General features: G+C 63.4%; 24 protein-coding genes. 16 read left to right on the forward strand and 8 right to left on the reverse strand.

The genetic code is table 11. The features are described 5' to 3' along the window. Positions 1-24: 24 nt before the first annotated feature. Positions 25-600 carry a DUF4893 domain-containing protein gene (locus SLT36_RS13900; RefSeq protein WP_432288176.1) on the reverse strand — a complete coding sequence of 192 codons (576 nt, stop codon included), beginning with the start codon at positions 598-600 and terminating at the stop codon, positions 25-27. 37 nt (positions 601-637) lie between these two features. Then, on the reverse strand, positions 638-1,285 hold the full coding sequence (locus SLT36_RS13905) for a DUF1638 domain-containing protein (protein ID WP_432288178.1): 648 nt from the start codon (positions 1,283-1,285) through the stop codon (positions 638-640). A 65-nt stretch (positions 1,286-1,350) separates the two neighbouring features. Here SLT36_RS13905 and SLT36_RS13910 point away from each other — a divergent pair, with 65 nt between their 5' ends. After that, positions 1,351-1,485, forward strand: a complete 135-nt coding sequence (locus SLT36_RS13910) for an entericidin A/B family lipoprotein (RefSeq protein ID WP_067960946.1) — start codon at positions 1,351-1,353, stop codon at positions 1,483-1,485. 92 nt (positions 1,486-1,577) lie between these two features. On the opposite strand, the gene SLT36_RS13915 is transcribed toward SLT36_RS13910, so the two are convergent. Next, positions 1,578-2,276, reverse strand: a complete 699-nt coding sequence (locus SLT36_RS13915; RefSeq protein ID WP_432288180.1) for a corrinoid protein — start codon at positions 2,274-2,276, stop codon at positions 1,578-1,580. A 267-nt stretch (positions 2,277-2,543) separates the two neighbouring features. On the opposite strand from SLT36_RS13915, the gene SLT36_RS13920 reads away from it, so the two are divergent. From SLT36_RS13920 to SLT36_RS13975, 12 genes are all read left to right on the forward strand, one after another. After that, the gene (locus SLT36_RS13920; protein WP_067960954.1) at positions 2,544-4,118 is read left to right on the forward strand and encodes a trimethylamine methyltransferase family protein; all 1,575 of its coding nucleotides are present in this window, start codon (positions 2,544-2,546) and stop codon (positions 4,116-4,118) included. A gap of 96 nt (positions 4,119-4,214) precedes the next feature. Beyond that, entirely contained in the window at positions 4,215-4,898 is a 684-nt protein-coding gene (locus SLT36_RS13925) for a hypothetical protein (protein ID WP_432288182.1), read from the forward strand. A 98-nt stretch (positions 4,899-4,996) separates the two neighbouring features. Next, positions 4,997-5,674 (forward strand): FadR/GntR family transcriptional regulator, encoded by a 678-nt coding sequence (locus tag SLT36_RS13930; RefSeq protein ID WP_432288334.1) that lies wholly within the window; start codon positions 4,997-4,999, stop codon positions 5,672-5,674. Further along, positions 5,671-6,981 carry a CynX/NimT family MFS transporter gene (locus SLT36_RS13935; RefSeq protein WP_432288184.1) on the forward strand — a complete coding sequence of 437 codons (1,311 nt, stop codon included), beginning with the start codon at positions 5,671-5,673 and terminating at the stop codon, positions 6,979-6,981. The genes SLT36_RS13930 and SLT36_RS13935 overlap by 4 nt, the downstream gene beginning before the upstream one ends. Before the next feature lie 60 nt (positions 6,982-7,041). Further along, a complete protein-coding gene (locus SLT36_RS13940; protein ID WP_432288186.1) occupies positions 7,042-7,773 on the forward strand; it encodes a dienelactone hydrolase family protein in 732 nt (243 codons plus the stop codon). Positions 7,774-7,886: 113 nt separating this feature from the next. After that, the gene (locus SLT36_RS13945; protein WP_432288187.1) at positions 7,887-9,065 is read left to right on the forward strand and encodes an NAD(P)/FAD-dependent oxidoreductase; all 1,179 of its coding nucleotides are present in this window, start codon (positions 7,887-7,889) and stop codon (positions 9,063-9,065) included. 115 nt (positions 9,066-9,180) lie between these two features. Then, positions 9,181-10,266: a hypothetical protein gene (locus SLT36_RS13950; RefSeq protein WP_432288189.1), complete on the forward strand. Its 1,086-nt coding sequence runs from the start codon at positions 9,181-9,183 to the stop codon at positions 10,264-10,266. Between the two features lie 100 nt (positions 10,267-10,366). Further along, the gene (locus SLT36_RS13955; RefSeq protein ID WP_432288191.1) at positions 10,367-10,927 is read left to right on the forward strand and encodes an RNA polymerase sigma factor; all 561 of its coding nucleotides are present in this window, start codon (positions 10,367-10,369) and stop codon (positions 10,925-10,927) included. A 2-nt stretch (positions 10,928-10,929) separates the two neighbouring features. Beyond that, complete coding sequence (locus tag SLT36_RS13960; RefSeq protein WP_432288193.1) at positions 10,930-12,972, forward strand: vWA domain-containing protein; 2,043 nt, start codon at positions 10,930-10,932, stop codon at positions 12,970-12,972. A gap of 165 nt (positions 12,973-13,137) precedes the next feature. After that, positions 13,138-13,584, forward strand: a complete 447-nt coding sequence (locus SLT36_RS13965) for a hypothetical protein (protein ID WP_432288194.1) — start codon at positions 13,138-13,140, stop codon at positions 13,582-13,584. Between the two features lie 293 nt (positions 13,585-13,877). After that, positions 13,878-14,420 carry a PadR family transcriptional regulator gene (locus tag SLT36_RS13970; protein WP_245431992.1) on the forward strand — a complete coding sequence of 181 codons (543 nt, stop codon included), beginning with the start codon at positions 13,878-13,880 and terminating at the stop codon, positions 14,418-14,420. Positions 14,421-14,608: 188 nt separating this feature from the next. Beyond that, entirely contained in the window at positions 14,609-15,013 is a 405-nt protein-coding gene (locus tag SLT36_RS13975) for a hypothetical protein (protein ID WP_432288195.1), read from the forward strand. Positions 15,014-15,025: 12 nt separating this feature from the next. On the opposite strand, the gene bmt is transcribed toward SLT36_RS13975, so the two are convergent. The 3 genes from bmt to SLT36_RS13990 are packed head-to-tail and all read right to left on the reverse strand — an operon-like array spanning position 15,026 to position 17,639. After that, complete coding sequence (bmt, locus tag SLT36_RS13980) at positions 15,026-16,042, reverse strand: betaine--homocysteine S-methyltransferase (RefSeq protein WP_432288196.1); 1,017 nt, start codon at positions 16,040-16,042, stop codon at positions 15,026-15,028. 58 nt (positions 16,043-16,100) lie between these two features. Then, on the reverse strand, positions 16,101-16,721 hold the full coding sequence (locus tag SLT36_RS13985) for a DUF1989 domain-containing protein (RefSeq protein ID WP_432288197.1): 621 nt from the start codon (positions 16,719-16,721) through the stop codon (positions 16,101-16,103). Between the two features lie 60 nt (positions 16,722-16,781). Further along, entirely contained in the window at positions 16,782-17,639 is an 858-nt protein-coding gene (locus tag SLT36_RS13990; protein WP_192315756.1) for a helix-turn-helix domain-containing protein, read from the reverse strand. A 219-nt stretch (positions 17,640-17,858) separates the two neighbouring features. Between SLT36_RS13990 and SLT36_RS13995 the strand changes: the two genes are divergently transcribed. From SLT36_RS13995 to SLT36_RS14005, 3 genes are all read left to right on the forward strand, one after another. Further along, positions 17,859-18,869: a fatty acid desaturase gene (locus tag SLT36_RS13995; protein WP_432288199.1), complete on the forward strand. Its 1,011-nt coding sequence runs from the start codon at positions 17,859-17,861 to the stop codon at positions 18,867-18,869. 49 nt (positions 18,870-18,918) lie between these two features. After that, positions 18,919-19,701 carry a phosphate/phosphite/phosphonate ABC transporter substrate-binding protein gene (locus tag SLT36_RS14000; RefSeq protein WP_432288201.1) on the forward strand — a complete coding sequence of 261 codons (783 nt, stop codon included), beginning with the start codon at positions 18,919-18,921 and terminating at the stop codon, positions 19,699-19,701. A gap of 196 nt (positions 19,702-19,897) precedes the next feature. Beyond that, positions 19,898-20,860 (forward strand): bile acid:sodium symporter family protein, encoded by a 963-nt coding sequence (locus SLT36_RS14005; RefSeq protein WP_432288202.1) that lies wholly within the window; start codon positions 19,898-19,900, stop codon positions 20,858-20,860. A gap of 51 nt (positions 20,861-20,911) precedes the next feature. On the opposite strand, the gene SLT36_RS14010 is transcribed toward SLT36_RS14005, so the two are convergent. Beyond that, the gene (locus tag SLT36_RS14010) at positions 20,912-22,270 is read right to left on the reverse strand and encodes a M24 family metallopeptidase (protein WP_432283206.1); all 1,359 of its coding nucleotides are present in this window, start codon (positions 22,268-22,270) and stop codon (positions 20,912-20,914) included. A gap of 237 nt (positions 22,271-22,507) precedes the next feature. Beyond that, the gene (locus tag SLT36_RS14015; RefSeq protein WP_432283207.1) at positions 22,508-25,081 is read right to left on the reverse strand and encodes a GcvT family protein; all 2,574 of its coding nucleotides are present in this window, start codon (positions 25,079-25,081) and stop codon (positions 22,508-22,510) included. Positions 25,082-25,111: the final 30 nt, after the last annotated feature.

The following is a 25,111-nucleotide window of genomic DNA, read 5'->3' on the forward strand; positions in this document are numbered from 1 at the left end:
TGTCGCTTCGCGCAGAATGCAACATCAACGGCGGAATTCGATGATGTCCAGCTTCGATTCGTATCGCGGCGCCGGAAACTCGATGCGCCATTCCGCCTGCCCGCTGCGGAAGGCATAGCCGACCTGGTCGGTATCTGGGCCACGGCCATAGGCCTTGGGCTTTTCGCCCGAGACAAAGCCGGAGCCGAGATAGATCAGTCTGCTGTCGCCGTCGGTATAGAAGCGGCCCTTGGTGCGCTGTGAGCCGGAGATCTTTTCCAGCATCCAGCCCGAGCCGTCGTCGCTGACCTTGCATTTGAACCAGCCGTAGACGACGAGCGGGCCGAGACCGCCGGCTTTGATGGTGCGGCACTGCCAGTTGCCGGTCATGTCGAAATCAGAAAACGACATGGGCTTTTTGGCAATGATCGCGTCGAGCACGGCGACTTCGCGTGCCTGGCCTGCCTTGGCCTCCTGAAGCGCTCCCTTACGCGTGGCTTCGTATCTTTCGAGCCTGGCCTTGTCTGCCGGTGTGATCAGCTTCTGCACCACGCCGTCGGCATGCGCGAAGGTCGCCGTGGTTGCTAGAGCAGCAGCAAGAATCAATCGTCGAAAAGCCATGGCAAACCTCTGCAAAGGCCGAACCTCAGGGGAGGAATCAGGCTCTTTGATGATGTGCCGCAGCGTCCGATGCGTTGGCAAGGGCCTCGGGCAGGTCGCCATAGCCGGTGGCGCGACGCTCGTAGACGAGGCCGAGCATTCTGGCGGCATCCTCGGCGACCTTGTCGAGCGCGGGGTCGTCGGTCTGGGCGAGGTAGATCAGCTTCTCGTAGTTGCCGAAATAGTCCTTCACCAGCTCGGGATGCCGGTCGAGGCCGAGCGGCTTGATGAAGAAGGCATCGAACTGCCGACAGAGGAAATCGGTCATGTAGAACGACATCATGTCGGCCTCGCCGACTTGCGCATAGACAGCAGCACCCTGGTAGAAGGCAAAGCAATGCGGGCCGGCGATGCGCTCGACGCCATGCTTTTCGCAGACACGGTCGAGCAGGCCGCCTGTGCCGCAGTCGGCATAGCCGACATAGATGTGCCGATACCCCTCCGCCTTCGCTTCGGTGATCGCCTGGTCCATGGCAGGCGCGATCCGGCTGGGGTGGAAATGGAAATCGGCCGGCAGGCAGGTCAGCTCGAGATGATCGAGCGCGAGCTGCTGCTTGACCGCCAAAACCTCGCGCGCAATCATGCCGCAGCCTATGACCAGCAGCCTGCCTTCGATGTCGGGTTTCGTTGTCTGCTTTGCGGCCATGGAACCAGTCGATCCGGCCTTCGTTGATCTAGGACGAAGTTTATCGAGAGAGGGAGACACCGTCCATGAAACTGTCACGTCTGGCACCGATCGCCGTCATTGCCTGCGCGCTTGCACTGGCCTCCTGCGCCAACACCATTCGCGGCGTCGGCAAGGATGTCAAAGGTACTGCGAACGCCATCGAGGACACAGTCCAATAAGGCACCATACCGCCGCACTTCTCAGATTGGCCGAACTCAGATCGGCCAGATCGAAATGAAAGGGCCGCGCCGCAAGGGGCGGCCCTTTGTCGTCAGCCGGCAGCGCGCAGGTTGTGCTTGCGCTTCATGTAGTCCTTGGCGGTTTCGACAGCGACAGCCGCATCGCGGCAATAGGCGTCGGCACCGACGGCCTTGCCGAATTCCTCGTTGAGCGGCGCGCCGCCGACCAGCACGACATAGTCGTCGCGGATGCCCTTTTCCTTCATCGTGTCGATGACGACTTTCATGTAGGGCATGGTCGTGGTCAGCAGCGCCGACATGCCGATGATGTCGGGCTGATGCTCTTCGATCGCATTGAGATAATTCTCGACCGGATTGTTGATGCCGAGGTCGATGACGTCGAAGCCAGCGCCTTCCATCATCATGCCGACGAGGTTCTTGCCGATGTCGTGGATGTCGCCCTTGACTGTGCCGATGACCATCTTGCCCTGCTTGGGCGCACCGGTGGCGGCGAGCAGCGGGCGCAGGATGAACATGCCGGCTTTCATGGCGTTGGCCGAGAGCAGAACTTCCGGCACGAACAAAATGCCGTCGCGGAAATCCTCGCCGACGATGCGCATGCCTTCGACCAGCGCTTCGGTGAGCACCTTGTAGGGCGCCCAGCCGCGCTCGAGCAGGATGTTGGTCCCTTCCTCGATTTCTTCCTTCAGCCCGTCATACAGGTCGTCGTGCATCTGCTGCACGAGTTCGTCGTCGGAAAGCTCGGACAGGATGATTTCGTCGTCGGACATCTTCTAAGGCTCCCTCGAGGCAGCGCTAAAGTGCGGCTTGCTGATGTTGCGCTATACCTAGCTTGCAAGTGCCGCAAATCCATAGCTGATTTGCGACCTCCTGCAAAACGAAAGCGACTGGCAGTCCGGCTGTCGTCTTGGCTGTCGGCTTGTCGATTTTGCGACAGGCGTTGGCGCTGGCGAGCCGTTTCGATATGGGTGCATGATTACGATCCGTCGTAGAGCCGCATGGGCGGCGAAAAACGGATTCTTACGGAAGGCAGAGCCATGGGCGAAGACGCGGCAGTCGAGCAGGAACAAGCGGGCGGCAGGCGCGGGCGTGGCGCAAGCGGTGGCGCGGCTGCGCGACGCGCAGCACGCAGCGGCGGCGGGCCGGGCACGCAGCTCACCTACATCAAGCGCAAGGTGAACGTGTATGAGGTGCTCAACGAGGAGGGCCTCGCCCTCATCGAGAAGAACGCCGACACGGTGCTGGAAGAAATCGGCATCGAGTTCCGCGACGACGCCGAAGCGCTGGCGTTGTGGAAGGAAGCCGGCGCCGACGTCAAGGGCGAACGGGTCCACTTCCCCAAGGGGCTGTGCCGCGAACTGCTGAAGACGGCGCCTTCTGTTTACACCCAGCATGCGCGCAACCCCGAGCGTTCGGTGCAGATCGGCGGCGATGCTACCGTCTTTGCGCCGGTCTACGGCCCGCCCTTCGTGCGCGACCTCGACGGCAATAGGCGCTACGCGACGATCGAGGATTTTCGTAACTTCGTGAAGCTGGCCTATATGGCGCCGTCGATCCACCATTCGGGCGGCACGGTGTGCGAGCCTGTCGATGTGCCTGTCAACAAGCGCCACCTCGACATGGTCTACAGCCACATCAAATATTCCGACAAACCGTTCATGGGCTCGGTGACCGCGCCGGAACGCGCTGAGGACACGGTGGCGATGGCCAAAATCGTTTTCGGCGACGACTTCGTCGAGAACAACACGGTTCTGACCAGCCTGATCAATGCCAACTCGCCGATGGTCTTCGACGAGACCATGCTGGGCGCGGCCAAGGTCTATGCGCGCCACAACCAGGCCTGCATCGTGACGCCGTTCATCCTGGCCGGCGCAATGAGCCCGGTGACGGTTGCCGGTACGCTGACCCAGGTACTGGCCGAGGTGCTGGCCGGCGCTTCGTTCACCCAGCTGATCCGCAAGGGCGCCCCGGTGCTGTTCGGCACCTTCGCCTCGTCGATCTCGATGCAGTCGGGCGCGCCGACCTTCGGTACGCCGGAGCCGACGCTGGTGTCCTACGGCGCCGCCCAGCTGGCGCGCCGCCTCGGCCTGCCGTTCCGCACCGGCGGCTCGCTCTGCGCCTCGAAGGTCCCGGACGCGCAGGCGGCTTATGAAAGCGCCAACACGCTGAACTCGACGCTTTTGGCCGGCACCAATTTCGTGCTGCATTCGGCCGGCTGGCTCGAGGGTGGTCTCGCCTCGTGCTACGAGAAGTTCATGATGGACATCGACCAGCTCGGCATGCAGCAGAAATTTGCCGAGGGCGTCGATCTCTCCGAAAACGGCCAGGCCATGGACGCCATCCGCCAGGTCGGGCCCGGCAGCCACTATCTCGGCTGCGACCATACCCAGGCGAACTTCCAGACCGCGTTCTACCGCTCAAGCATCGCCGACAACAATTCCTACGAGCAATGGCTGGCCGAAGGACAGAAGACGGCACCGCAGCGTGCCAACGAGCTCGCCCGCCGCTGGCTCGAAAGCTACGAGGCGCCGTATCTCGATCCCAGCATCGACGACGGCCTCAAGGACTTCATTGCTGCGAAGAAGGCGTCGATGCCCGACGCCTTCACGTGAAAGGAGCCCGTTTCAGGCGGGGCTAAAGTCGCCAGCATCATTCACAAGGAAGTCTGGCGGAGCGCATTCTCCGATCCGGACAAGAAGGGGTGACGCTTGACGTCCCCCGACCTTGATGAGATTTCCGCCGCGCTGGCCGATCATGGCCTCATCCAGCGCGGCGGTTTTGCTTTTGACCACAGCAACCCAGCACCGGGCGGTCCGGTGGGCAAGCCGGCGCGGTCGGTGTTGCTGGTGGGGCAGGCAGGGGCGGCCGTCTGGCCGCACTTCCTGCGCTGGCGCGAGGCGCAGCCGGCTGACCTCGAAAATCCGCTCGACAGCTGGGCGCGCGAGGTGATCGGCGACGTCGCGCGCAAGTTCGGCGTGCGTGCGGTGTCGCCATCCGACAAGCCCTATCTGCCGTTCCAGCAATGGGCGATCCGCGCGGAGGGACTGAGGCCATCGCCGCTCGGCATCCTGATGCATCCCGAATACGGGCTCTGGCATGCCTATCGTGGCGCGCTGCTGTTCGATGTCGATCTGGAGTTCGACGAAGTTCGCAAACAGAGTCACCTTTGCGATCTATGTCCAGGAAAACCCTGCCTGAAATCCTGTCCTGTGGATGCCTATTCGGAGGCGGGTTTCGCATATGAACGATGCCTGGGACATGTGCGCGGATCCTCGGGAGGTGCCTGCCGGATGCAAGGCTGCCTCGATCGCAATGCCTGTCCCTGCGGGCTGGCCTATCGTTATCCGGCCGATGTGCAGGCCTTTCACATGAAGAGCTACGCCGGCCTCTGAGTTCGCCCGACTGGCCCAATCGCTTTCCTGGCTCGCTTGTTGCCTTTGCGAGCTGACAGGCTTATCCAAAGTCATCGGATGACTTGATGAATATAACCATGCAGCCAGCCACGCGAACCAATCTCACCGACAGCGCCGCCGATAGCCTGCGCGCAGAAATCGTCAGCGGCCACTGGGCCGTGGGCGAGCGTATTCCCAATGAAGCGGCACTCACCGACCTGCTTTCGGTAAGCCGCGGCACGGTGCGCGAAGCTGTCCGCGCCCTGGTCTCGCAGGGCTTGCTGGATACACGGCAAGGGTCGGGCACCTATGTCCGCTCGGCAGTCGATCCGTCGGCGGCGCTGGATCGCGTCAAGCGCGCCGGCCTGCGCGACCAATGGGAGACGCGCGCAGCCCTGGACGCCGAGGCGGCGCGGCTGGCAGCGCAGCGCCACACACCAGCCGATCTGGTGAAGATGCGCCGCTTGCTGGAGGCGCGCGGCATCGTTGCCGATGGCGGGCACGAGGCCTTCATTCGCCGCGACATCGCCTTCCACAAGTCGGTCGTCGAGGCCTCAGGCAACCGGGCAATGATCGAACTCTACGACTTCTTCACCGGCGCCATCGCCGAGACGATCAAGGCGACGCTGGCCGGCGAACTGCCCGAGCCCGACGCGCCGGCCCATGCGGCCATCGTCGAGGCCGTCGCCTCCGGCGATCCGGACAGGGCTGCCGCGGCAGTCCGCGCCTTCATGGCGCCGGTGCTTATCGAACTCGACAGGTTGCTTGACCAATGAACCAGAGCTTTGTTCCGGCCGGCCGGCCTGCCCAGGCCGTCGCCATCGATGGTCTCGACGACCAGCTTGTCGATGCCGAGATCGACAGCCTGCCGGCACCGCAGGCGCCCGTCCTGCGCAGCGGCATGGCGCGTTTTGTGCTCGGCGCCAGCCTGGTGCTGATCGCCTTCAATCTCAGGCCGATCTTTTCCAGCCTCTCCGTGCTGTTGCCGGAGGTGATGCAGGCAACCGGCTTGTCGCCCGCCGGCGCCAGCCTTTTGACGACGCTGCCGGTGCTCTGCCTCGGCCTGTTCGCGCCGCTGGCACCAAAGCTGGCGCAGCGCTTCGGCGCCGAGCGCACGCTGCTGTTTGCGCTGGCGCTGCTGGCCCTTGGCACTGTCCTTCGTGGCCTCGGCACCGTGCCGCTGCTGTTCATCGCGAGCTTCATGGCCGGCGCCGCAATCGCCATCGGCAACGTGCTCTTGCCCGGGCTGGTCAAGCGCGACTTCCCCGACAAGGCGGCGATGATGACCGGGCTCTATACGATGGCGCTTTGCGCTGGTGCTGCTTCGGCCTCGGGGCTGACACTGCCCATAGAACATCTGTTGACGGGCTCCTGGTCCGGCGCGCTCGCCGCCTGGGCGGTTCCCGCCTTCATCGTGCTGCTCATCTGGACACCGCAGGCGCTCGGCAGCCGCAGGCAGGCGAGCCAAAGCGGCTTCCGCGTCATCGGCCTGTGGCGCGACCGGTTGGCCTGGCAGGTCACCTTGTTCATGGGGCTGCAGTCGGCGCTCGCCTATTGCGTCTTCGGCTGGCTGGCGCCGATCCTGCGCGAGCGCGGCTTCGATGCCACGACGGCCGGCGCGATCGTCTCGCTGTCGGTCATGGCGCAGGTTGTGACCTGCCTTGCCATGCCTTCGATCGCCATCCGCCGCAAGGACCAGCGCGGCGTCAATGTGGCGCTCGTCGTGGCTGCCGTAACGGCATTGCTCGGCATCCTGTTTGCGCCGACCTCGACGATCCTGTTCTGGGCCGTGCTGCAGGGCATCGGCCAGGGCGGGCTGATTGCCGCCGCCATGACGCTGATCGTGCTGCGCTCGCCGGATTCCCATGTCGCGGCCCATCTCTCCGGCATGGCGCAGGGCGTGGGCTACACGCTGGCGGCCATCGGCCCGCTGCTGGTCGGGCTGATCCGCAACTGGACCGGCAGCTTCGCCGCTTCTTCGGTGCTGTTCGTAACCCTTGGCCTTGGCGTTGCGATCACGGGACTGGGCGCGGGCAGGGCGCTGCATGTCGGCGCGCGCACCGAGCGGACCATCGCCGCCTGAGCTTGTCTGGCGGGTCGAAGTCCCTATGTTCGCGACGGGGCAGACAGAAGGAACCTTGCCATGCCGACCAAGCGCGTGATTGAGATCAGGACAGCGGATGGCGTCTGCAAGGCCGGGCTTTTCGGACCTGCCAAGGCGAAAGCCGGTGTGATCCTCTATATGGATGCCTTCGGTCCACGCCCGGCGCTGGACGAGATGGCCGAACGGCTGGGCAGCCACGGCTATGCGGTGCTGGTACCCGACCTGTTCTATCGTGCAGGCGCCTATGGTCCGTTCGACGCCAAGACGGCCTTCGTCGAGGAGAAGACGCGGACCGAGTTGCGTGCCCTGATCGGCGGCACGACGCAGGAGATGACCGCACGCGACACGGCCTCCTTCATCGACGCGTTGGCAAAGACCGGCGCAACAGGCCCGATTGGCACTGTCGGCTATTGCATGGGCGGCTCGCGTGCGCTCAACGCTGCCGCCGCCCATCCGGGCAGCATCGTGGCCGCGGCAAGCTTCCATGGCGGCAATCTGGCCAGCGATGCGCCCGATAGCCCGCACCGCAGCGCCGCAAGGATCAAGGCGCGTGTCTATGTCGGCTCTGCCGGTGTCGACGGCAGCTTCCCACCGGAACAGTCGGCAATCCTGGCCGAGAGCCTGCGCACTGCCGGCGTCGACCACATTCTCGAAAACTATGTCGGCATGGGCCATGGCTGGTGCGTATCCGACCACGGCGTCTACGATGCCGCCGGTGCCGAACGCCACTGGAAGCGGCTGACGGCGTTGTTTGAGGAAACGCTGGCATAACTTCCAACTTTGCCATCCCGACAGCTTCGGCTATCAGGCACCGAACAGCTTGATCCGACAACCAGGGTTCGCGCGCCGGCAAGGCGCCGACGGGCCAGCGGGAACACTCCGGAATGCAGTCCTTTGATGTCGTGGTGATCGGCGCCGGCGCGGCCGGCATGATGTGCGCCGTGGAAGCCGGCAAGCGCGGCCGCTCGGTGCTGGTCGTCGATCACGCTTCGGCGCCCGGCGAAAAGATACGGATTTCCGGCGGCGGGCGCTGCAACTTCACCAACATCCACGCCAGCCCGAAGAATTTTCTGTCGCAGAACCCGCATTTCTGCATCTCGGCGCTGAGCCGCTACACCCAGCGCAATTTCATCGGCCTCGTCGAGCGCTACGGCATCGCCTATCACGAGAAGACGCTCGGCCAACTGTTCTGCGACGGCTCGGCACGCCAGATCATTGAGATGATGGTCGAGGAAATGCGGGAAAACGGCGCCGAGCTGAGGCTGTCGACCACGGTGGAGGACATCAGCAGGACGGCCGAAGGGTTCGAGCTGTTTGTCTCCGGCAGTCGGGTCGCGTGCAAGTCGCTGGTGGTCGCCTGCGGCGGCAAGTCTATCCCCAAGATGGGGGCGACCGGTTTCGGCTACGAGATTGCTGCGCAGTTCGGGCTGCCTGTGGTCGAGACGCGGCCAGCGCTGGTGCCGCTGACCTTCGACGCCAACACCTTGCAGAAATTGACGCCACTTGCCGGCATCGCTGTCGATGCCGATGTTGCCTGCGGCAGGACCAGCTTCTCCGAAGCCATGTTGTTCACCCACCGCGGCATCAGTGGGCCGTCGATCCTGCAGATCTCGTCCTACTGGCGCGAGGGCGACGAAATCGCGATCTCGATGCTGCCGGGCAGCGACGTCGCGGCGATCCTGCGCGAGGCCAAGCGCACCAACGGGCGCCAGGCGGTGCAGACCGTTCTTGCCGCCCACCTGCCCAAGAAGCTGGCCCAGGCGATTGCCGAGCGGCTCGGCTTCAACGGCAATCTCGCCGATCTGAACGATACGCATCTGAAAGCCGTCGATGCTGCTGTCAATCAGTGGCGTATCAAGCCTGCCGGGTCCGAGGGTTATCGTACGGCGGAAGTGACGCTTGGCGGCGTCGACACCAGGTCGCTCGACCAGAAGACGATGCAGGTGAAATCGGTGCCGGGCCTTTTCTTCATCGGCGAGGTCGTCGACGTCACCGGCTGGCTCGGCGGCTACAATTTCCAGTGGGCATGGTCGTCGGGCTGGGCGGCCGGGCAGGCAGCCTGACCTTGCTCATCCCTGTTTTCGTTGTGCATCCAACGCACCCGCACCGCAACATCCTGCGGATACAGAGGTTTCCGATACCGACGGCCACCTGAATCAATCACAAGGTGTGGTGCGGATGTTTTCGACAATCAAGGCGTTTGCCGTTTCGCTGGCGCTCGGCGGCGCGCTGGTGATGCCTGTTTTGGCCGACCAGCAACAATGCTCGTGCAAGAACCTGCAGAGCGTCCAGGAAGAGCTCAGAAACGCCGACTACGCAGCAAAGTTCTTCGCCGACATGGCAGCTCAGCTCAAGGCAGTCGAGGACCCGCTGATCGAGGCGCACAAAATCCCGACGCATCCGGATTCCGACGTCAGCATCTATCACCGCTCGTCGCTGAAACGGACCGAAATCATGGGGCGGTTCCGCTTACCCCACCGTCCCGCCCATGGTTATACCGGGCCGGCGACGGTCGACATGAAATATGGCAGCTGCGAGCAGCAACCCGCTGCACTCGAAGCCTTGAAAGCAGGCTCGCAATGCAAGGAACTCGCGGATTTCGCGCTCGAGCACGAAGCTGTTCACCGGGCGAAATGCGCAAGAGACACCGCCACCGTCTACTGGGACAGACTGCCGAGCCACTTCGCAGCTGAGGAAGCGGAGCGCTATCGCGAACAGGCAAAGGCGACACGCGCATTGCTCAAGCGCATCGTCGACCAAGGGACGGTTACCATCGAGGCAAAGCTCGAGCCGCGCATCAAGGGGCCGCAGTTCGACGTGACCTACTCCTATGTCACCCAGTCGGTGGAGATGGAGGGCAACAGTTCGCCGGGATCCGACACATGGATGCTAAAGGGGAAAACGCGTCGGGCAGGCAAGATCAAGAGCGTCAGGATTGCCGGCATTTCATGCACTTCGAGCGGACAGATCAACGACGACATCGACATGGCCCTGGAGCTCGACGGGTTGACCATGGCTCTCGACAACAAGTCGAAAGGCAGGCCGGGCGACGTGAAGATCCGGTGCAAGGGCGGCCATGGCATGTCGATGCGTCCGCAAGGAGAAGTCGACGGCGGCAATGTCTTCGCCAATGAGAGCTTCACCGTCGACACCGAGGTGTCCCAGGATGTCAGCACCTTGCCATTTGCCAAATATGTCACCGGCGGCATGTCCATCAGCGGCAAGAACACGGTAAGCGTCAAGCTGGTCTGCCCCGGATCGTGACGGAGGTGGCGCGCCGCCCGGCATGCCTTGGGCAGGTGCCGAAATTTTTCTTCGCAGCACCCCAAGGATTGCCTCAAAGCTTTCGTCCAACGGACAAATGATGGCGATGATGCTGGACGAAAGCGAAGCCTCCGATGGCGATCTGATCGGACGAGCGCGCGATGGCGACAGGACAGCTTTCGGCGAACTCGTCGAAAGGCATTACGGATTCGTCCACCGTGTCGCCTGGCGCTGGTGCGGCAACAGATCGGATGCCGAAGACATTGCCCAGGAGGTCTGTGCGCGGCTGGGTCGGGCCATTCGCGACTATCGCGGCGGTTCCGCCTTCACGACATGGCTCTATGCGATGACGCTGAATGCCGCGCGCGACTTGCAGCGCAAATCGGTGCGCGAGACGGCGAAGACTACCGCCTATGGCGTCCATGCGCTTGTCGCGGGAGATGGCGGGTTGGAAACGGAAGATCCGGCTGAGCGGATGTGGGCGGCGGTCAGGCAACTGCCGGACAAGCAGCGCGACGCGATCCTTCTCGTCTATGGCGAGGGCTTGAGCCATGCCGCAGCGGCGGATGCCATGGCGATCGCCGAGGCCACCGTGTCCTGGCACATCCATGAAGCGAAGAAACGGCTGAAGCTGCTCATGCGCTCGGCCGGGGAAGAGTAACCATGGTCGACGACAACGAACTCGACATGCTGCGCAACATTCCGACGCCCGCTCCAGGCAGCGATGCCAAGGCGCGCGCGCTTGCGGCGGCGATGGCAGCCTACGACCTCGAAAAAAATCCCGCGGCCACCCAAGGAACCGCCAATACCTGTCGTCTCACCGAACGAGCACGAAAGCTCTGGAGAGACATCATGCAAAAGAAGCTGATTGCAGCGCCGGCCCTCGCCGGTCTCGTTGCCCTGCCGATCGCCGGCTATGCCACATTCTATCTGATAGAGGGCTCGCCGTTCAATATCGGCGCCGAGCAGGAGATCGCCGATGTGCCTTCCGGGCGCCTGAAGGAGCCGCTTGCCGCCGAGTTGAAGAAGACCGATTCAGGCGCGGCGCAGACCGCGCCGGCCAAACCGATGGCTGCCGCCTCGCAGGCAGCCAAGGCGGGGGCAAAAGCGACAGCCGAAGAAGCTGCTGTCATGAACGAGGCAGCGCCCGCCATGCCGGCGCCGGCGCCGCTGGCCGACGCGACAGCGCAGGTGAGCCGCATGTCCGCGCCGACGCTGACAACCGAGCTGCAGGGCGTGATCGCGCCCTCCGACATGCCGATGGCCCCGCCGGAAAACCGCGATCGCATCGAGGATTTCAAGACCAATCCGGTGCGTTCGGCGCTCGAGGATCCGGTCTCGACATTTTCCATCGATGTCGACACGGCCTCTTATTCCTTCGCCCGCCGTTTGCTGAAGGAAGGGGTTCTGCCCCAGCCCGACACGGTACGTGTCGAGGAAATGATTGACTACTTCCCCTATGACTGGAAGGGGCCGGAGGCGATCGCCACGCCGTTCAACACCACCGTCAGCGTCATGCCGACGCCGTGGAACGAGCACAGCAAGCTGATGCACGTCGCGATCAAGGGCTATGACGTCAAGCCGGCCGAGCAGCCGAAGGCCAATCTGGTGTTTCTGATCGACGTGTCGGGCTCGATGGACGAGCCGGACAAGCTGCCGCTGCTGCGCTCGGCCTTCCGCCTCCTAGTCAACAAGCTCAATGCGGACGACACGGTTTCGATCGTCACCTATGCCGGCAACGCGGGTACCGTGCTCGAACCGACCAAGGCGTCGGAGCGGGAAAAGATCCTGTCGGCCATCGACACGCTGGCCCCTGGCGGCTCGACTGCCGGCGAAGCGGGCATTCGCGAAGCCTATCGGCTGGCGCAAAAATCCTTCGTCAAGGACGGCATCAACCGCGTGATGCTGGCGACCGACGGCGACTTCAATGTCGGCCAGACAGATGACGACGAGCTCAAGCGGCTGATCGAGGACAAGCGCAAGTCGGGCGTGTTCCTGTCGGTGTTCGGCTTCGGCCGCGGCAATCTCAACGACCAGATGATGCAGACCATCGCCCAGAACGGCAATGGCACGGCGGCCTATATCGACACGCTGGCCGAAGCCGAGAAGGTGCTGGTGCAGGATGCGTCCTCGACGCTGTTCCCGATTGCCAAGGACGTCAAGATACAGGTCGAGTTCAATCCGGCTGCCGTCGCCGAATATCGGCTCATCGGCTACGAGACCCGTGCGCTCAATCGCGAGGACTTCAACAACGATCGCGTCGATGCCGGCGAGATCGGCTCCGGCCATTCGGTGACGGCGATCTACGAGATCACGCCCAAGGACAGCCCGTCGCTGGCGATGGACCCGTTGCGCTACGGCCAGGCTTCGACAGGCAATGGCGGCGTCGCCAATGCCGACGAGTATGCTTTCGTGAAGATCCGCTACAAGGCGCCTGATGGCGACGTGAGCAAGCTGATCACCACGCCGGTGACGAAGACGAACGAAGTCGCGAGCTTCGACGGCGCCGGCACCGATCAGCGTTTCTCGGTGGCGGTTGCGGCCTTCGGCCAGAAACTGCGCGACGAGGACGCGACAGCCAGGTTCGGCTTTGACCGGATCGCCGAGATCGCCTCGGCGTCGCGCGGTGCCGACCCATATGGCTATCGCGCCGAATTCCTGTCGCTGGTGCGGCTGGCATCGTCGCTCCAGGGCAACAAGCAGTAAGGCAACAGGCAGGGGCAGGTGGGCCGGCCGGCGGAAAGGGGGCTTTCCGCCGGCCGTTCTTTGTTGATCTCTTGGCGGCGGAAAGGGGGCTTTCCGCCGGCCGTTCTTTTGTGATCTCTAGGCGTCCACCCGAAAATCGCTGGGATGGTGTTTCGGAGACTAGTGATGGCCGACCGGCAACTGGACGAATGGGATATTGCGCATGGCGGGCTGCGCTCGCTGTCGTCGCGCGAGATCAAGGTTTTCTGGGACTGTTATCTCGCCCGCCGCAACGATCCCCGGATACGCCATGGCAGCCTCTATTCGCGCTGGCGGCATATCGCCGACGATCTGGTGGTTTCGCTCTACTTGACCAATCGCAGCGTCGGGCTGTTCGTCAGGGGCCAACGCGGCGAGGGTTATGCCACAACCGCGAACCGGCTGACCGCCTTCGAGCCCGCATTGGGCAAGGCGCTGGGCGTCAGCCTGCGCGGCGAATACGCGCTGTGCTACCTGTCCAACCATCCGGTCGCGATGACAGATCCGGCCAACTGGCCGCAGGCTTACGCGTGGCTGGAACGGCAGGAAAAGCACTTCAGTCATGTTCTGGGCGACATGGTTGTCGGCGCCTAGGTGCCGGACGGAGCGAAATTCCATTGCGACGGCGTGGCCCTGCGAGGACATCTCGATCCAGCCGTAAGCGGCTGAAAACAAGCTGAAATCGACCTTCAATCGGACTGGGGAGGGCGCTCCCTTCCGGGCTGTTTCCGCACGCGTTCGCAGAGCGGCGCGAAAAATTCCTTACGTTCTATCTTGCAAAAGATATATCGTTGAATAGATATAGCGACATGAAGCAAACATCCTGGAGAGGTACTCACATGTTCAACCACCCGAATTTCAACGATCGTTGCCGTGGAGAATGGTCCATGTCGGGCCAGAATGAAGGCGGCAGGGGCGGCGGCCGACATGGCCGCGGCGGTCCCTTCGGCCGACATCGTGGCGGTCCCTTCGGCGGACGCGGCCCGCGCATGTTCGATCCCGGCGCGCTGCGCCTGGTCGTGCTTGGCCTGATTGCCGAAGAGCCGCGCCATGGCTACGACATCATCAAGGCGCTGGAGGCCAAGTTCCAGGGCGCCTACAGCCCGAGCCCGGGCGCGATCTATCCGATGCTGCAGATGCTGGAGGAGGCGGACCTCGTCGTCTCCGTCGCCAATGGCAACAAGAAGCTCTACTCGATCACCGAGGCGGGCCAGGCATATCTCGATGAAAACGCCGCCGAGCTCGCCAAGATCAATGGCCAGATCGAGGAAAACTCGACGCAGGTCAGCGGCGTCGCCCTCGGCGACGAAGTCAAGGCGCTGAACTTCGCTGTGTTCAGCCGACTGCGCAGCGGTTCGCTGACCGCCGCACAGGCTGAGAAGGCGCGCGAGATCCTGAAGAAGGCGCGGCGCGACCTCGAAGACCTGTGATTCCAAAAAGCCCCAGAACTGCCCGAGCTCCCGCCGCAAGGCGGGAGCTTTTTCTGTGCAAAACCCTGCAAATGGCCAGATTTGCGGGCCGTTTCCGACAATTTGAATCAAAAGCCAATTCGCCCCGGAACCCGATCGCAACGATCCCCGGCTAATACAGCTGCGGGTGTACAAGGGGTGGTTTGAGAATGCTGGTTGGACGTGTGATGGCGGGTGCGGTTTCAATTGCTCGCACCGCCGATGCCTTGGCGATGCCGACCCGGCCGGAGGCTGCCAACCGCAATAGCGACGCCGTGGCAGATGCTGCGGCACAGGCGCCGGCGCCTGCCACCAGCAGCCACATCTATGTGCCCGCCAAGCCTGTCCAGCAGGCGTTGCCGGTCTCGACCCCGAGTTCCTCGCGTTCCCGCCTGAGCGATGTCGATGACGCCCATCGCACGGCATGGTCGGCGCTCAACAATGAGCGCTTCCGGCTGGCGATGGAGAAGTTGGGCGATGTGCGCACATCGGACGCCGTGATGATGATGCGCCCAGTCGAAGGCGCGGGCACCGACATCAAGTCGGCACTCGCGCGATACGAAGAAAACAGCTGATCAGAAAAAGCCTCAGCCGCGGCGACGGCGTTCGCGGCGGCCTTCGCTGGTTTCCGTGGTGTTCGGCGCCGCCAGCTTGTTGCGCATCGGGCCGATGCGCTCGACGATTGCCTCGACGGTCGGACGAACGTCCTTCTTGTGGGCGTCGAGCGCCTTGCGCATGGCGGCCAGATGCTCGAACGAGGTGCCGCAGCAGCCGCCGATGATCCTGGCGCCGCCGTCGACAGCGAGGCGGACATAGTCCGACATCAGTTCCGGCGTGCCCGAATAGTGAATCTCGGTGCCGCGGAATTCCGGGATGCCGCAATTGCCCTTGATGATGATCGTCGCATCCGGCCTGGCGTCGCTCATATCGAGCAGCGAGGCCAGGATGTCGGAGGCGCCGACACCGCAATTGGCGCCAACGCCAAGCGGCGTCTGGGCAAGGCCGTCGACGACACCGTGGATGTCCTTGGGCAGCAGGCCCATCATGGTGCGGCCGGCGGTGTCGAACGAGCCGGTGTAGGTGTAGGGCAGGCCGACGCGAATGGCAGCTTCCGCCGCCGCACGGATTTCGTCCGGCGCGGACATCGTTTCGATCCATGCGACTTCGGCGCCGCCGGCCTTGAGGCCTTCGATCTGTTCGGCGAATGCATCGACAGCCTCGTCATAGGTCATGGCACCAAGCGGAACCAGAAGCTCGCCCGTCGGGCCGACGGAGCCGGCGACGATAACCTTGCGGCCGGCCTTGTCGGCAACGCCACGGGCGATTTCGGCAGCGCGCTTGTTGAGTTCGTGCACGCGATCCTGTGCGTGATGCAGCTTGAGCCGGTGACGGGTGCCACCAAACGAATTGGTGAGAATGATGTCGGCGCCGGCCTCGACGAACTTCCGGTGCAGCGTCGAAATCTTCTCGGGCGCGCTTTCATTCCACAGCTCGGGTGCTTCGCCGGCCTCGAGGCCCATGGCAAACAGGTTTGTGCCGGTCGCGCCATCGGCGAGCAGCACGCCCTTTTCGGCCAGCAGGGCATCGATCGGATTGGTCGTCATCGCAGCGACTTTCATATCAGGAGATTGGATAAGGATATAAAGAAGTCTTTATGTCCAGTCAACGCGTTTGCATGGCCGGCCATGCTGCCGGCGTCACCTCGACCGCGATCTCGGTGCAGACGCCGCCATTGGTCGGATAATGATCGACCGAGCAGGCGGTGACGACGAGCAGCAGGTCGCATTCGGCGCGCAGGGTGACGGAACCGCCGGGCGGATTGACCGAGGCGAAGACGTCGATGCTGCCATCGGGCTGCGGCAGCGAGTTCTGGAACAGGTCGACCGGGTCCGGCGTGAAGGGCAAGGCAAGCCCTTCCGAGGCAAGTGCCTTGTGCAGATTGTCCTGGCAACTGGGATGTTCATCGAAGCCGGCACGGACATAAAGGGCGTGGTTGCAGGCGGGGTAGAGCATGTCGTGCGGGCCGGGAGAGGCGTCTTCGACCAGGGTCAGCAGTTTGTTTCCCGTCGTGCCGTAGAAATGTTCGCCCGTCTTGGGAAACAGCCGCTCGCCGATATCGCGGGTGTTGGAGGTGCTGAGCCAGTCCTTCATGTCGGGCGTGAACGCCCAGAGGTCGGCGACCTGCTGGCCCTTGATGTCGATGATGCGGACCAGGTCGCCGCTGGAGACACGAATGGAACGGCCCGATTGGGCGGGTACGACGACACGGTCATGATGTGGCATGGGTTTCCTCGGGGATGCGCGGCGCGCTGCCGTATCGGAGCACGAAATTCAACCGAGCGGTCAACCCCAACTTGCTGGGAACGACGCCACCGCCAGCCGTCGCGCGAAGGCCGCGGTCTCGTGGGCGTTGATGTCGGCGGCGCGGATCAGATTGTCGAAATGGCGGGTCAGCGTCCTGATCGGATCGGTGGCATAGAGCACGAGGTACATGTCGCCGACATAGATCGCCGCGCGGGAATGGCCGAAGATCGTGTAGGGCACGGAATAGCGCATGCGGCCGTCATACAGGAACAGCCGGAATGTCGGGTAGAGATCGTCGAGAAGGTCGGCCATGTGGCGGAGCTGCTGCTTGCGGTCCTTGTCTGGAAAACCCGACCAGACGCCAAGGCCACGCGCAAAAATCTCGAGCGTGTGGCGCGGCATGCAGACTTCCATGTCGGTCTCGGGCCGGCGGTTGTAGTCGATGCGATACTGCGTCTCGCCGGCCTGGCTCTCGCGGCTCTTGTTGGAGATGCCGGCCTCGTAGTCGATGAGCGTTTCGGTGCGCAGCAGGTCGGGGATGCCGGCGGGCACGTAGCGGATCTTGGTGCCGGCGGCCTCGGCATGCCATTTGGCGATCAGCGTGCGTTCGAAACCGCCCGATGCCTCCTCGATCTCGAGGCTTTCGCGGATTTCGCCTGTAACCCCTTCGTCCTGGCTGAGGCCAAGCAGCCAGTCGAGCGAAACCTTGTGAGCGGATGCGATTGTCAGCAGGGTTTCGGCGCGAGGGAGCCTTATCGTTGCCCCCGAAAGCAGCTGCGACAGCGCCGAGCGGTCGATGCCGACCGATGTGGCAAAGGCAGACTGATTGAGGCCGGAGCGTTGGACCAACGCCTTGAGGCGCTCGCGGAAAACTTCGGATAGATCGCGTTTGTCCATGGCCTGCCCAAAGGTGGAATGGTTTTGCGGAACGCAGGCAAGGCGCCCGCGGAAAATAGATTCATCTTCCAGTTTGTTTACTAAGTGTAACACCTGCGGCTTAAGCGGCGCAATGTAAACAATCTGTGCGCATTGTCTCGTTGCAGAAACGCAAGGCTACTGACAGCATTATGTCAGGAATCATCGAGTTCCAGGCATCCAAGGACAGCAGGCAGCAGCATGGCTAACAGGGGAAACAAACGCGGCACGACCACCAGGGTCGAATGGCCGACGGTGTTTCTGATCGCCGCCTGCTACGGTGCCTGGCTTGTGGCGGGACTGCTGGTGTGGCCCAGCTATCCGGTTGCCGCGCTGGTGCTGATGGTGCTGACGGTGGCGCTGCAGTCGTCGCTGGTGCATGAGGTGCTGCACGGCCACCCGACCCGCAACGCGCGCATCAACGAGGCGCTGGTGTCGCTGCCCATCGGGTTGCTGTGGCCCTACCGCCGCTTCAAGACAATTCACCTGCGCCACCATGCAGACGAGAAGCTGACCGACCCGTTCGACGATCCCGAGAGCTACTACCGCGCGCTGTGGCAGCATGACGATCTGCCGGAGGCGATGAAGCTGGTGCTCCGGATCAACAACACCATGGCCGGTCGCTTTGTGCTCGGGCCGCTGCTGTCCTGCATCGGCTTCTTCATCGACGACGCCAAAGCGATTGCGTCAGGCGACAAGGTAGTCCGCAAAGCCTGGCTTCTGCACGCCGCCGGCCTCGCGATCGTCGTGCCGGTCATCAAGTTCGGTTTCGGCGTGCCGCTCTGGCTCTACATTCTGGTGCCTGTGTGGCTCGGCCATTCGCTGATCTCGATCCGCACCTTTGCCGAGCACCAGTGGTCGGAGCACCCCGAGGGGCGGACAATCATTGTCGAGCGCTCGCCGCTGTCGATCCTGTTTCTCAACAACAACCTGCATTTCGTCCACCACAAGAGCCCGACCGTCGCCTGGTACAAGCTGCCGGACCTGTTTCGTGCGCGCCGCGAGGAGTGGCTCCGGATGAACAAGGGTTATGCCTATCCGAACTATTTCGCGCTGGTCAAAGCCTATGCCTTCCGTGCCAAGGAGCCGGTGTGCCATCCCGCCCTGCGCCGCGCGCCCGAACCGGGCAGGGCGTTTGTGCCGCGCGTCAGGGCGCGCAACGTCAACGGGCTTGGAACCGCGCCGGTGCCGGCGGAGCCGCCGAAGGAATAAAGCTCACCTGCCGCTTGCCATTTTCCGCGTTCAAGCCTGAAATGACGCAATGAGCGACTTCATCGCCGCACTGCCCATGTATGACTGGCCCGAGATGCGCGGCGAGGTCGACGCGCAATGGGCCCGGCTGCGAACCCTGATCTGCCAGCACGGGATCCCCGCGCCCGAAGCCCTTGTCCGGCGCAATGCCGACATGCCGCCGGTTGCCGGTGGTATCCGCGATGCCGCGGGCGCTGTCATCGCGCCAGATCCGGCAACATTGCCCCCCGAGCAACTGGACCTGCCGACATTGTGGCGGCATCCCAAGCTGCTTTTTGGCCAGACGTGCTGGGGGCCCATGGAAACCACTGGGCTCGGCGGCCAGGTGCGGGTGTTGGGCCAGCCGACCTACGATGGTGTCGAAGGCGGCAGCGGCAATTGTTATTCCAGCGCCATCGTCATGCGCCGTGGCTCGGTGACCGCTGACCATGCACATGCACCCGACGGCGACCTGCCGCTGATCCCGCTTGAGCTGATCCGCGACAAGCGCCTTGCCTTCAACAGCCACGACTCGATGTCAGGCTTCATCGGCATTTCGCGCGACCTTGCCGCCTTTGGCGAGGGCCTCAGGATATTCTCCGATCGGATCGAAAGCGGCGGGCATCGCAATTCGATCGTCGCGATCGCCGAAGGTCGGGCAGATGTTGCCACCATTGACTGCCAGAGCTGGGCGCTGGCGCAACGTTTCGAGCCGGCGTCACGCGAGATGATCGTGGTCGGCTGGACGGCCAAGCGCAAGGGCCTGCCCTACATTACCGCGCTGTCGTCGCCACTGACCTGGATGCCGGCCTAGGCATCGATCATCAAATTTGAAATGGACCATGCCGTCGCCCGGATGCGAACCCAGTGACGTCACGTCATTGGGAAAAAGTCGCAAGCGGTCGATTTTGGTTGCCAATCATGCGCTTTGGCGGGAAAAGGGCGCAACTTTGTGTCGTTCCTGACGACAAAAGTTCACCCCTCAAGGAGAATCCTCCCAAGGACCCGCCGTGAAAACAATTGCCGCATTCTCAAATTTCATCGGCCGCAGTTTTGCCATCTGGGTGATCGTGTTCGCCGTGCTCGGCTTCTTGCTGCCGTCGACCTTCAGCATCTTCGCGCCGTGGATCGTCGTTCTGCTCGGCATCATCATGTTCGGCATGGGCCTGACCATCTCGGCCAAGGACTTTTCCGAGGTCGCCCGCCGTCCGTTCGACGTCGCCATCGGCGTGCTCGGTCAGTTTCTCATCATGCCGCTTCTGGCCGTGCTGCTGACGATGGTCGTCCCGATGCCGGCGGAAGTCGCCGCCGGTGTGATCCTCGTCGGCTGTTGCCCCGGCGGTACCGCCAGCAACGTCATGACCTATCTCGGCAAGGGCGATGTCGCTCTGTCGGTCGCCTGCACCAGCGTGACCACGCTGCTCGCGCCTGTCATAACGCCGTTCCTCGTCTGGATGTTTGCCAGCCAGTACCTGCCGGTCGACGCGATGAGCATGTTCCTGTCGATCGTGAAGGTCATCCTGGTGCCGCTGGCGCTTGGCTTCGTGTTGCAGAAGCTGGCGCCGTCGCTGGTCAAGGCGGCCGTGCCGATGCTGCCGCTCGTCAGCGTCGCCGGCATCGTGCTGATCGTGTCGGCCGTCGTTGCCGTCAACAAGGCCAATATCGCCCAATCCGGCCTGATGATCTTCGCCGTCGTCGTGCTGCACAACGGTTTCGGTCTGTTGCTCGGTTATTTCGCCGCGCGCGCCGCTGGCCTGTCGCTGGCCAAGCGCAAGGCGATTGCCATCGAGGTCGGCATGCAGAACAGCGGACTGGGCGCCGCTCTCGCCAACGCGCATTTCTCGCCGCTGGCCGCCGTTCCGAGTGCGGTGTTCAGCGTCTGGCACAACATTTCGGGCGCGCTCGTCGCCAATTACTTTTCACGCATGACGGAGGACGAGGCTGCGGCCAAGCCGGCCTCGCAAAAGGCCTGATCCTCAGTCCAATCGGAAAAAGGTCGACGCCGGGGTTCGCCCCGGCGTTTTTCATTGGCCGAGCAGGCATTTGTCCAAGGGATAGCTGGACAACTGCTCGTAGCCTGTCTCGGTGATCAGGATCTGCTCCTCGATCTTGATGCCGTCATGCCCGCCGAGGCGGCCGATATAGCTCTCGACGCAGACCACCATGCCGGGCTCGAGCACGCCGTCCGGCGTATCGGCCGTCCAGTCTGAGGCGTGGGGCAGGGTGGGATATTCGTCGGCGAGGCCAACACCGTGGAAGAGAACGCCATAACGCGCCGGGTAGCAGTCGGGCGGCGGCACGGCCGCGCGTTCGACGAGGTCGCGGAAGCCGATGCCGGGTTTCAGCAGTGCCGTGTTTTGAGCGATCTGGTCGGCGGCGATCCGGTATAGGTCGCGCTGCTCGTCGGTGGGCGCGCCGTCGCCGCACAGCCAAGTGCGCGACAGGTCGGCGCAGAAGCCGTAGGGGCCGATGAGGTCGGTGTCGAAGGCGACGAGATCGCCCGCCTCGACCACACGCGACGAGCACTCCTGGAACCATGGATTGGTGCGCGGTCCGGATGCCAGGAGCCGTGTTTCGATCCATTCGCCGCCGCGGGCGATGTTGCCGCGATGCAGTTCGGCCCAGAGTTCGTTCTCGGAGATGCCCGGCCGGAGCGCCGCTTCCATCTCGCCCATCGCCGCTTCGCAGGCGACGATCGAACGGCGCATGCAGAGAATTTCGTCAGGCGACTTGATCAGCCGGGCGTTCTCCATCACCGCCTCGCCATTGCCGACCGAAATGCCAAGCCGTGCCAGCGCGTCGACGCCCTCATGGTCGAGATGGTCGACGGCAATACGCGTGACGCCGCCGCCGTGCTGGCGAACGACATCGGCGATGCCTTGCGCCCAACGCTCGACCTTCATTTCCGTCAGTTCGCCACCGTAGAGATACATCCACGACACTGCCGGGCGAACCTCGTCGACGACTTCGGAATGATCGGAAAGGTGCTCGCAGGAAAAATAGTCGAACAGCACCACCGGGCCGTCGGTGGCGACGAAACAGTGACGGGTCGGGTTGTGGGCCACCCATAGCTGCATGTTGGTCGAGTCGGTGGCGTAGCGGATGTTGACGGGATCGTAGAGCAGGGCGCCGGCATAACCTCGCCGCACGAGCTCGGCGCGGATGCGCTCCAGCCGGTATTTTCGCAGGGCCGGCATGTCGGGTGCAGCAATGCCCGCCGTCGCCCATTCGGCCTCGGCCTGCGCTCCATAACCCAGAACGTGGCTGTTGAGCCCAGCCGCCTTGGTGCGTGCCTGCTCGCGCAAATCGTCCACGGAACCCGGCTCGAACGGCATGATCTTGCGGTGGCGGCCGAAATTGCCGTTTTTCGCAGGGGTATCCATCAATGCCCCGCAAGTGGCCGAATGTATGGTCCTTTCGCGCCCCCCTCTGTCCTGCCGGACATCTCCCCCACGAGGGGGGAGATCAGCAGTTGAGGTTTTGGCGCTCTTCTTGGATCGCTCGAATTCGGGCGAGAGGCATCTGACAGCCAATCTCCCCCCTTGTGGGGGAGATGTCCGGCAGGACAGAGGGGGGCAACGTAGAGCATGTGCGTTCCCAGTCTCTTGCTTGGGGCCGAACTATCCCCGCATCTTGTCACCGCTCGGATCAAACGGCGGCTCGACATTGATGCGGGCGGGGCGGCGGTGGCCGAGGATCTCGATCTCGAACAGACCTTCCGCCTCGTTTTCGGCAAGCGCAGCGGGCACGTAGCCCTGGGCCATCGACTTCCGGACATAATGGGCATAGCCACCCGACGTCACCCAGCCGACCACACGCCAGTCGCCGTCGACGATGCCTCGCACGGCGGATGCGCCTGATGCGGCGTCCGAACCGCGCACTTCCTTGCCGGTCTCATCGAAGCGCGGTGCGCCATAGCCGTGCGGCTTTTCGATCGTGCCGAAATCCTTGGCGCCGACCTTGGCCCAGATCGGCTCGTCGCCCATCACATCGGCGTCCTGCGCGTCGACATAGAAGGAGACGCGGCGCAGCTTTGGCCCCTCGGCGTGCTCCCTGGCGGCCGCCTCGCGCCCGATGAAGTCGTTCTTTTCGAGCTTGATGAAGCGCTCCATCGACCCCTCGAACGGCCCATAGATCGGGCGAAGCTCGCGGAACCAGGTCGGGAAGTTCTTTTCGAGGCGCATCGACAAAAGTGCCCGCATGCCGAAATCGACGATGCCGAACTCTTCGCCGGCGTCCTTGATCGCCTTGTAGACGAGGCGCTGGTAGGCCGGCGCCATCCAGATCTCGTAGCCGAGGTCGCCGGTATAGGTGATGCGGTTGACCAAGCAGGGTGCACCGCCGACGGCCATCTCGCGAAAATCCATGAAGCGGAAGGCCTTGCTGGAGACGTCCTCGTCGACCAGCTTGGCCAGCAACGCCTGCGACTTCGGGCCTGCAATCGACAGGCCGACGAGCGTCTGGTCGAAGCGGTGGATGCGCACCGATCCGTCCTTGGGCAGATGCTGTTCAAACCAGCGCATGTGATACTTCTGCGCCGCCGACGAGCCCCAGATCATGAATTTGTCGTCGCCAGTCTTGGCAATCGTGAAGTCGCCGATCAGCCGGCCGAACTGGTTCAGCATCGGCGTCAGCACGATGCGGCCCTTCTTCGGCATGCGGTTGGTCATCAGCCGGTTGAGGAAATCCTCCGATGCCGGGCCTGACACTTCGTATTTGGCGAAATTGGCGATCTCGGTCACGCCGACGCGGTCGCGGGTCGCACGAACCTCATTGCCGATATGCTCGAAATCGTTGGAGCGGTGGAAGGAGACGATGTCCTTGGGCTCGGTTCCCTGAGGCGCGAACCACAGCGGTGTTTCCAGGCCCCAGCTGTCGCCCATGACGGCGTTGTTGGAGACCATGGTGTCGTAGAGCGGGGTGGTCTGGGCCGGCCTGGCGGCGGGCAGTTCTTCATTCGGAAAACGGATCGAGAAGCGGCGCGAGTAGTTTTCGCGCACCTTGGCGTTGGTGTAGCGCAGGCTGGCCCATTCGCCCCAGCGCGCGACATCCATGCCCCAGACGTCGAAGCCCGGGTCGCCGTTGACCATCCAGTTCGACAGAGCGAGGCCGACACCGCCGCCCTGGCTGAAGCCGGCCATGACGCCGCAGGCGACCCAGAAATTGGTCAGGCCCTGGACCGGGCCAACCAGCGGGTTGCCGTCGGGGGCGAAGGTGAAGGGACCGTTGATGACCTGCTTGATGCCGGCGTTCGCAATGCCGGGGAAGTGCTGGAAGCCGATCTCCAGCGACGGCGCGATGCGGTCCAGGTCGGGCGCAAGCAACTCATGGCCGAAGTCCCACGGCGTGTTGACAGGCGACCACGGCTTGCAGGCCTTCTCGTAGGTGCCGAGCAGGATGCCGTTGCGTTCCTGGCGCGTGTAGATCTCGCCCTTGAAATCGAGCACGCCGATCATTTCGCGGCCGGTTTCCTTGTTGAAGGCCTCGACCTCCGGCATCGGCTCGGTCAGCAGGTACATGTGCTCCATGGCCAGCACCGGCAGTTCGACGCCGACCATGCGGCCGACCTCGCGTGCCCACAGGCCGCCGCAGTTGACCACGTGCTCTGCCCTGACGGTGCCCTGCTCGGTGACGACGTTCCAGGTGCCGTCGGGATCCTGCGTCAGTTCCTTGACCGGGTTGCGCAGCACGATCTCGGCGCCGAGCTTCTTCGCCGCCTTGGCGTAGGCATGGGTTGTGCCTGACGGGTCGAGATGGCCTTCGACGGGATCCCACATCGCGCCGACGAAATGCTTTTCGTCCATCAGCGGGAACATTTTCTTGGCTTCGGACGGCGTGATGAGTTCGGTGTCCATGCCGAGATAGCGGCCCTTGGCATGGGCCAGGCGCAGGAAGTCCATGCGCTCGGGGCTGTCGGCGAGCATGACGCCGCCGGTCAGGTGCAGCGAGCAGGACTGGCCGGAAATCTCCTCCAGCTCCTTGTAGAGCTGGACGGTGTAGGCCTGCAGCTTGGCGACGTTGGGGTCGCCATTGAGTGTGTGGAAGCCGCCGGCCGCGTGCCAGGACGAGCCGGAAGTCAATTCCGAGCGCTCGATCAGCATGATGTCGGTCCAGCCGGCGCGGGCGAGGTGATACAGCACCGAGCAGCCCACAACGCCGCCGCCGATGACAACTGCTTTCACATGGGATTTCATAAGGTTATGTCCGAGTTGTAAGAAATTGAA

Source organism: Aminobacter sp. BA135 (assembly GCF_050859125.1).
In the GTDB taxonomy this organism is placed as follows: Bacteria; Pseudomonadota; Alphaproteobacteria; order Rhizobiales; family Rhizobiaceae; genus Aminobacter; species Aminobacter ciceronei.

What these genes read in the sequence shown, in the direction of transcription:
- SLT36_RS13900 (WP_432288176.1), bottom strand. Translation starts at nt 600, where the DNA reads ATGGCTTTTCGACGATTGATTCTTGCTGCTGCTCTAGCAACCACGGCG.
- SLT36_RS13905 (WP_432288178.1), bottom strand. Translation starts at nt 1,285, where the DNA reads ATGGCCGCAAAGCAGACAACGAAACCCGACATCGAAGGCAGGCTGCTG.
- SLT36_RS13910 (WP_067960946.1), top strand. Translation starts at nt 1,351, where the DNA reads ATGAAACTGTCACGTCTGGCACCGATCGCCGTCATTGCCTGCGCGCTT.
- SLT36_RS13915 (WP_432288180.1), bottom strand. Translation starts at nt 2,276, where the DNA reads ATGTCCGACGACGAAATCATCCTGTCCGAGCTTTCCGACGACGAACTC.
- SLT36_RS13920 (WP_067960954.1), top strand. Translation starts at nt 2,544, where the DNA reads ATGGGCGAAGACGCGGCAGTCGAGCAGGAACAAGCGGGCGGCAGGCGC.
- SLT36_RS13930 (WP_432288334.1), top strand. Translation starts at nt 4,997, where the DNA reads ATGCAGCCAGCCACGCGAACCAATCTCACCGACAGCGCCGCCGATAGC.
- SLT36_RS13935 (WP_432288184.1), top strand. Translation starts at nt 5,671, where the DNA reads ATGAACCAGAGCTTTGTTCCGGCCGGCCGGCCTGCCCAGGCCGTCGCC.
- SLT36_RS13940 (WP_432288186.1), top strand. Translation starts at nt 7,042, where the DNA reads ATGCCGACCAAGCGCGTGATTGAGATCAGGACAGCGGATGGCGTCTGC.
- SLT36_RS13945 (WP_432288187.1), top strand. Translation starts at nt 7,887, where the DNA reads ATGCAGTCCTTTGATGTCGTGGTGATCGGCGCCGGCGCGGCCGGCATG.
- SLT36_RS13950 (WP_432288189.1), top strand. Translation starts at nt 9,181, where the DNA reads ATGTTTTCGACAATCAAGGCGTTTGCCGTTTCGCTGGCGCTCGGCGGC.
- SLT36_RS13955 (WP_432288191.1), top strand. Translation starts at nt 10,367, where the DNA reads ATGGCGATGATGCTGGACGAAAGCGAAGCCTCCGATGGCGATCTGATC.
- SLT36_RS13960 (WP_432288193.1), top strand. Translation starts at nt 10,930, where the DNA reads ATGGTCGACGACAACGAACTCGACATGCTGCGCAACATTCCGACGCCC.
- SLT36_RS13965 (WP_432288194.1), top strand. Translation starts at nt 13,138, where the DNA reads ATGGCCGACCGGCAACTGGACGAATGGGATATTGCGCATGGCGGGCTG.
- SLT36_RS13970 (WP_245431992.1), top strand. Translation starts at nt 13,878, where the DNA reads ATGTCGGGCCAGAATGAAGGCGGCAGGGGCGGCGGCCGACATGGCCGC.
- SLT36_RS13975 (WP_432288195.1), top strand. Translation starts at nt 14,609, where the DNA reads ATGCTGGTTGGACGTGTGATGGCGGGTGCGGTTTCAATTGCTCGCACC.
- bmt (WP_432288196.1), bottom strand. Translation starts at nt 16,042, where the DNA reads ATGACGACCAATCCGATCGATGCCCTGCTGGCCGAAAAGGGCGTGCTG.
- SLT36_RS13985 (WP_432288197.1), bottom strand. Translation starts at nt 16,721, where the DNA reads ATGCCACATCATGACCGTGTCGTCGTACCCGCCCAATCGGGCCGTTCC.
- SLT36_RS13990 (WP_192315756.1), bottom strand. Translation starts at nt 17,639, where the DNA reads ATGGACAAACGCGATCTATCCGAAGTTTTCCGCGAGCGCCTCAAGGCG.
- SLT36_RS13995 (WP_432288199.1), top strand. Translation starts at nt 17,859, where the DNA reads ATGGCTAACAGGGGAAACAAACGCGGCACGACCACCAGGGTCGAATGG.
- SLT36_RS14000 (WP_432288201.1), top strand. Translation starts at nt 18,919, where the DNA reads ATGAGCGACTTCATCGCCGCACTGCCCATGTATGACTGGCCCGAGATG.
- SLT36_RS14010 (WP_432283206.1), bottom strand. Translation starts at nt 22,270, where the DNA reads ATGGATACCCCTGCGAAAAACGGCAATTTCGGCCGCCACCGCAAGATC.
- SLT36_RS14015 (WP_432283207.1), bottom strand. Translation starts at nt 25,081, where the DNA reads ATGAAATCCCATGTGAAAGCAGTTGTCATCGGCGGCGGCGTTGTGGGC.